We start from the raw sequence: 6,365 nt of genomic DNA, 5'->3' as shown, positions 1-6,365 counted from the left end.
ACGTATCTAACATGGACTTGATACTTACTCTAAAACCACCGTAATCATCATCTTCTCTAATTGCTTCTACTTTTACAAATGAAAATATTACATCATCACCCACATTAATCTCACAAATTTCTTTTATTGCTTGGCTTAAAGTTTCCTCATTTAAAGGATATCCCTTTATAGTTGCGTCCATATCCATTGTAGAACGATTATCTATTCCAACTATGGCAGCTATAAGCATACCACCTTTTAATATGAATTTATTTTTATATTGTGATTTTGATATACGCTCCAAAAATCTCTCAAACATATAGTTTTGCAAAATAACTTGTGCTGACATATCTTTACTTTTAGCAAGATTCTTTATTTTAGCTTTTAAGCTCATTGCAATACTACTCATAGGAGAACCTCCATATATTTCCTAAGTATCTCATTTACTCTAAATATTTTTGCATATTCAGAAAGCTTATTAAAGTCAGTAGTTTTTAACCTAACATAATCTTTTAAAGCTTGAGTAATTATTTGAATATCTATTCTTTCTCTGCTTCTTAAAATATCACAAATAGTTCTTTCAACATCATATACTTTAATTTCATTTCCAAAGGAAGTCTTAGCTGTAACAACCCCTAATAGGTGTAATTCTCTTTTTATGTAGTAAATTTTATTATTGTCACTAACATTTTGAGGAGCTTTATAACCACTAGGCACAGTAACAGCATACTCAAAAGGAGTTCTATCCGTAAGCCCATGAATAAATAAAGCTGTTTCATGTGAATAGATAAGCTTTGGGTACTTTGATTGCATATAAAACATTTCATCCTCTATCTCACCAACTGCAACATATACACCTCTTCTAACTCTTTCTATTTTCCCCATATCCATTAACTTTGTTAAGTATATCCTAGGAATATTAAATTTATCTAAATCGGAAGTTACTATCGTTCCATTGTTTTCCTTAATCAAATCTTCTAATTTCTTTATATAATCCATTCTCATCACCCTTTACAAATATACTTACATTGTATTTTGTATACGTATTTTTGTAAATACTTATTTTTCAGATATATCTAAATATCCGAGAAATCTCGGCAACTGATAATTTAGCTATTGGTATTTTGCATTCTTAATGAGAATCTATATACCATTTCGCAAATATCCAATTCCTCCTATTTTAGCGAATTTGTATAACCCCCTAACCTCAAAAATCCCCAAAACCTAAGTCTTGGGGAACATAGAAACACACTTCAATATTTACTTTAAAACCTTCGAAGCCTTTGATATCAGCCTATTTCTTTACTATCTTCACAACCGTCTCAACGTGCATGTAGTAAGCCAAAAGGCTTAAAAGGAAACAGTATAATTAAGTAAAGACTAAAAAATCGCAGAACCTTATAAACCTATTGAAAAGCTTTATACACTGTTCCTTATTCCCATTTATTTCATAAACCTTAATTAAAGCGTAGAAACCTCCATGCCCGCTATTTTTATAAATAAAGTCTAGCATATCTTGCCGCATCTCTGTTCTACTAAAAGCATAAGCTACTGCATAATGAACATAATCTGAATTTGATGAATAGTGAAAGTGCGAGTAATAGATATTCTTCAAGTAATCAAAAAACAATTCTAATGAGGAAGTAATGCTATACGTCTTGTCAATAAGGTTTCTCCATGTTTCTGGTTTTTCTATTAAAACATATGGTTCATTTAGTTTTTTATAAACTTCAATTAATGTTGTTGAGTCCACTACTGAGTCTAGAAGAACCTTTAGTCCTTTATCAGTAAGTTTGTCTTTTGGCTTAGAATATATTTCAGGCTTATATGTTTCGAGTTCAGCATTACATTTCTTATCATACACTTCACAGTAATGTTTATATCTATTATATAATTCTACATCTCCTATTTTAGTATCTCCACTATACCTCTTAATACTTTCAAAACAAAAGTATGCCTTATCAAAAGCCTTTTTTTCCTCTTCATCTTCAAATATACCTGAATCTAAAACCTCTAAAAAAACTTTAATTTTCTCCAGATAATATAAATCATGCCGCCTACCATAGTAACCATCATTTTCTATTTTGTAAAATCCCATTATTTCTTGCAAATCACTTAGACTCTCTGCTTGATAAACTTTTTCAATTAGCACAATCGTCACTAATTCATTAAATATTAAATCTTCTTCCTCCAACATTTTTAAAAATTGTTCTGCAAGTTTTATATCTATTCTACTTGTAATTTTGAGTAGTTTCTCGAAGGCTTTCCAATCTCCAGATTCATCGGTAATTTTTCTCAAATAGGTGAGATAGTTGAAAATCCGCTTTATAATCTTTTTAGTATCTTCTCTATTAAAAAATTTATTATCCACCATTATCTCAAGAGAATTAATAAGATCAATATCTACAATGCTGTCTTTTCTCCACCCATGCCTTAGAATACCTTTGTTAATCCCATTTGAAATACAATTTATACTTTTAGTTTCGTTAAAGCTTGAATACAGATATGCTAAGTGAAACCAACTATTTACATTGTCTTGAATACTGAATGTGAATTCAGGCCCATTTTTTACAAGTGTTTTTTCAATCTCTTCTATCTCACTAATATCAACTATTTTTTTAAATAGTTCTAAATTCTTTCTCTTTATTTCACAAAATAGCATAAGCATGCTGATTTGTTCTGTATGTAAATATAAGTATTCTTTTATTCTTAGCAATTTATCTATGCCTAATGATGACTTAGCAAAAATACTCGCCCAAACTTTAGAAAAATAATACTTATAGTTTATAGATTTTGAAACAGATAACAGTTCATTGCAATCACAAAACCTTTTAGCTACTTTTCCAATGCTGGTCTTATTTTCTAACAAATCAAAATACCCTTTATAAAGTTGAATATAAACATTCCTTACATCAACAAATCCCATTTCAACAAAATCTGAATACTTATCACAAGCCACAGTTATAAATGAATAAATATGATGATATCCTTTATGGGTAAATAAATCTATAGCTCTTTCTTTGCTCAAACTACCCCAGAACCTATCAATTGCATCTTTTTCATTGTCTGAAATATCCAATTTTAAATACCGTTTAAATGCTATTATCATTTCATTTTCCAAGATTACCTTTTCAGGCACCTGCTTTATTCTAGCCGATAATGCTTCAACAACATTATTATTTTTTAGGTAATGCAAATAGTCAGTTGAGCAAAATATCTCTAATAATGCAACCAATTCTTTATCATTAATTAAATTTATCAGCTCAACTATTTCGGTTTTTTCTTTATCTAATATAACACTAAAAAATGCCTTAATAATCTTCTCATCATCCGTCTCAGCAAGTTTATATCCCTTATTATCGTTAATATAGAGCTGTCTAACATAATTTTCAAGAACATCTGAAGATTTATTTCCACGAATGACTAGAAGAATGTATAAATAATTTTTTATTTCTTCTCTAATTGCAGATGAAATATATTTTAAATACTTATTATTATTTAACTTCACATCTTCAACTAATTGACACATTCTTTTATCTAGTTCTTTAGCAAACGTGAACTTTCCATTTTGCCAGCAGATTGCTATATTCCTTACTATACTCTGTGCTTTTTCTTGTATTGGATCTGGTAGCCTATTTATGTATCGCTTATCGCTATTTCTATATTCTATTTGTTGAACTATTTTTTCTATGTCTCCACTTAAATGCTCTGCAATTGGTAATGTTTCTTCTGACATAAGCGATTCAAACATTTCATCCCTTTGTGATGCAATTGCTTCTGTTAGTTCATAGGAATATAAATAGGCTGGATCATCTGCTCCCAAGTCTTCACTTTTTCCCAAGTATACATTAATAAGATTGAGCTCAAGCATGCCTCCTATATCATTCTTTGCTGTGTATTCCTTTCGCAGCAGCTCTAGAAAAAAATCTTCGAAAAACTTTCTATTTGATAATACACGCAATTCTCTTAAAATATTAGGATTTTTCTCAAACTTTTCTTTTAGCCTTAATGTAAAAAAGTATTCTTGAAATCTCCTATGCTGATATACATATGAAAAATTACTAAGCGTTTCCTCATTATAATTATTTTCAAAAAAACTCTCAGCCAGATAACCAACAATCTTATTAGCAGCTTTATAATCAATTCGTGGATATTTATTGAGTACTATGTCATAGATTTCCTTATAAGAAAAATTTAAAACAAATTTCTTTTGCATTTCATATGAAATTGTCTTATTTAATTCTATTATTTCATTTTTCTTTGGATTAGGTATGTTTAATTGATTTAATACTTTTTGATGTTCTGCCTTATCAATAATTGATTCCACTTTTAGCCTAAGAATATCAAGAATGCAATTCTTATTATTATGTTTATCTATAACATCCCATAATGATTTAACCAATAAGATATCTTTAATTTCTGTTAATAGTTTATTTTCACTTTTTAGTTTATCTAGCAACTCGAACTTTATTGTATTATTCTTAGCTTCAAAGTATTTTTTTATATCTTCTTCACATAGTTCTCCAATTGTGTACTCCTTTAAGTTCGGGAAATAACTCTTAATTAAGATTCTATTAATACTTTCTTTCCTTGATGAAATTATAACTTTACAAGTACTAGATTTATTAACCAGTTCTTTAATATATTGAAGAGTTATTTCAACATCGTTTTCTGATATTTCATCCAGCCCATCCAATAAATATATAAAGTTTTTTATTTCCTCTCTTATGCCATAATCATTTTGTCTATTTCTAATTATGTTTTCTAACGAGTCCTTTGAACAATACTTTAGATTTATTAACATAGGAACAGCATTGTTCTTTTCAATAGTCTCAAACATACCTTTTTCATCTTTTTTATTTAAACCTGAATATACTTGAAAAAATTTGTGCATACAAATGCTTTTACCTGAACCAGGATTACCTATGAATAGTGAAACTTTGTCTTGCCCCTTAAGGATCATATTTGATAAGTTACTAAACAAATATTTATTATTATCCGCAATTATTGGCAAATCTATATATTCGTTAGATTGCAGCAGTGTAATTACATCCTTATTTGTACTTTCTTTTATAAATTTAAATTCGTCTCCAATTCCAAAGAATGCCTGTGCTAAATCTATATTTGAAGGCTGTGCTAACATTGTGCTTATAGAAGTAACATCCTTCCAAACTATCTCTACTCCCTTATCTTTTGCTATCTTTACAATATTTTTAGCACTATCACAACTAGTTTTTGCACCTGTATTTAGGTAAATAAATATATAATCTAATTCACATTCAAATTCATCCAAAGCATTTTTTATCGACTCCTTTATCTGGGTGTAATTAATACTCTTCTCAAAAAATTTAGCTTGGTATCCGTAGTATTCATCCTGAAACTTAACTGGCTTTGTTTCTAAACCTTTTTGATTGTGATCCGCCGAGACAGTACTTGTTATTTTTAATTCCCTACAAAATAAATAATGGCATAACTGTTCAAATGATGCTTGTAAGCTTTCAAATTTTCTTCCAAACTGCCTCCAATCTATCTGTATCATTGAAAATCCCTACTTTCAAAAAAATGGATGTACTTATTTAATCAAATACACCCTCATTATAACATAATGATTCATCAATTTTTATCTAAACTCCAATAATTATAATATTTCTCTAATTACTAGCCCAGTCTTGTAAATAAACTCAACCTCTACTAAAGAAACTATACGTACCTGCTCAACCATTTCAGTAAATAAATAATCATCAAACCTTTTTAGTAGCTCCTGCCTGCTACTTAACAGTTTTTCAATCTCCTCTGCTTTCTTTAAAGCCTTATCCCTAATTAATTCTGTATTATCAAATGCTGCTTTCCTCTGTTTTAATTCCTGCATCTCCTGCTCTAAACTTTGATACTCCTCATCATAAATCAGACTATCCAATTCACTTCTTAAATTTAACCTTACCAGGTTAAGCATTTGTTCTTTCAGTTCTTCTAACCTTGTATTAATTTCTTGAAGCTCTGCATCTTCTCTTCTGCTTTCTAAAACATTATTTATATTCTCAATCATAGTTTTAATAAAGGTATCTTTGGCTTGAATGGCTTTATTTATAGACCCTACAAATGCTGCCTTTAGCTTTTCTTCATCTACAGCTTTCATATCACAGGCTTCATTTCCGTTATTAGCGTGGTTAACACAAATCCACACATACTTTTTATATTTTTCTGTCTGGCCCCATCTCTTTCTTCTAAATTTACTACCACAATTACCGCATATTAGCTTTCCTGAAAAGGTATATTTGTTGGAATGTCTACTTCTAGTTTCATTTGTGCAGCCCTGCATTTTTGCTCGCCTTTCTATTTCCTCCTGCACCTTCTGAAATACTTCCTTTGATATTATAGCTGGATGG

At 29.6% G+C, this 6,365-nt stretch carries 4 protein-coding genes; all 4 read right to left on the bottom strand.

Annotation, left to right across the window (positions count from 1 at the left end; genetic code table 11):
• A partial coding sequence (locus tag Q428_RS13110) for a nucleotidyl transferase AbiEii/AbiGii toxin family protein (protein ID WP_035381653.1) occupies positions 1-388 on the bottom strand: 388 nt, incomplete at its 3' end.
• Entirely contained in the window at positions 385-978 is a 594-nt protein-coding gene (locus Q428_RS13105; protein WP_035381651.1) for a type IV toxin-antitoxin system AbiEi family antitoxin domain-containing protein, read from the bottom strand. The genes Q428_RS13105 and Q428_RS13110, both read right to left, overlap by 4 nt.
• Before the next feature lie 370 nt (positions 979-1,348).
• The gene (locus Q428_RS13100) at positions 1,349-5,518 is read right to left on the bottom strand and encodes an NACHT domain-containing protein (RefSeq protein ID WP_035381649.1); all 4,170 of its coding nucleotides are present in this window, start codon (positions 5,516-5,518) and stop codon (positions 1,349-1,351) included.
• Between the two features lie 99 nt (positions 5,519-5,617).
• On the bottom strand, positions 5,618-6,365 hold a 748-nt coding region (locus Q428_RS13095; RefSeq protein WP_035381647.1), incomplete at its 5' end, for a recombinase zinc ribbon domain-containing protein.

The sequence above is a fragment of the Fervidicella metallireducens AeB genome, assembly GCF_000601455.1.
GTDB lineage: Bacteria > Bacillota > Clostridia > Clostridiales > Caloramatoraceae > Fervidicella > Fervidicella metallireducens.
This window is presented reverse-complemented; position numbering and strand designations above follow the sequence as displayed.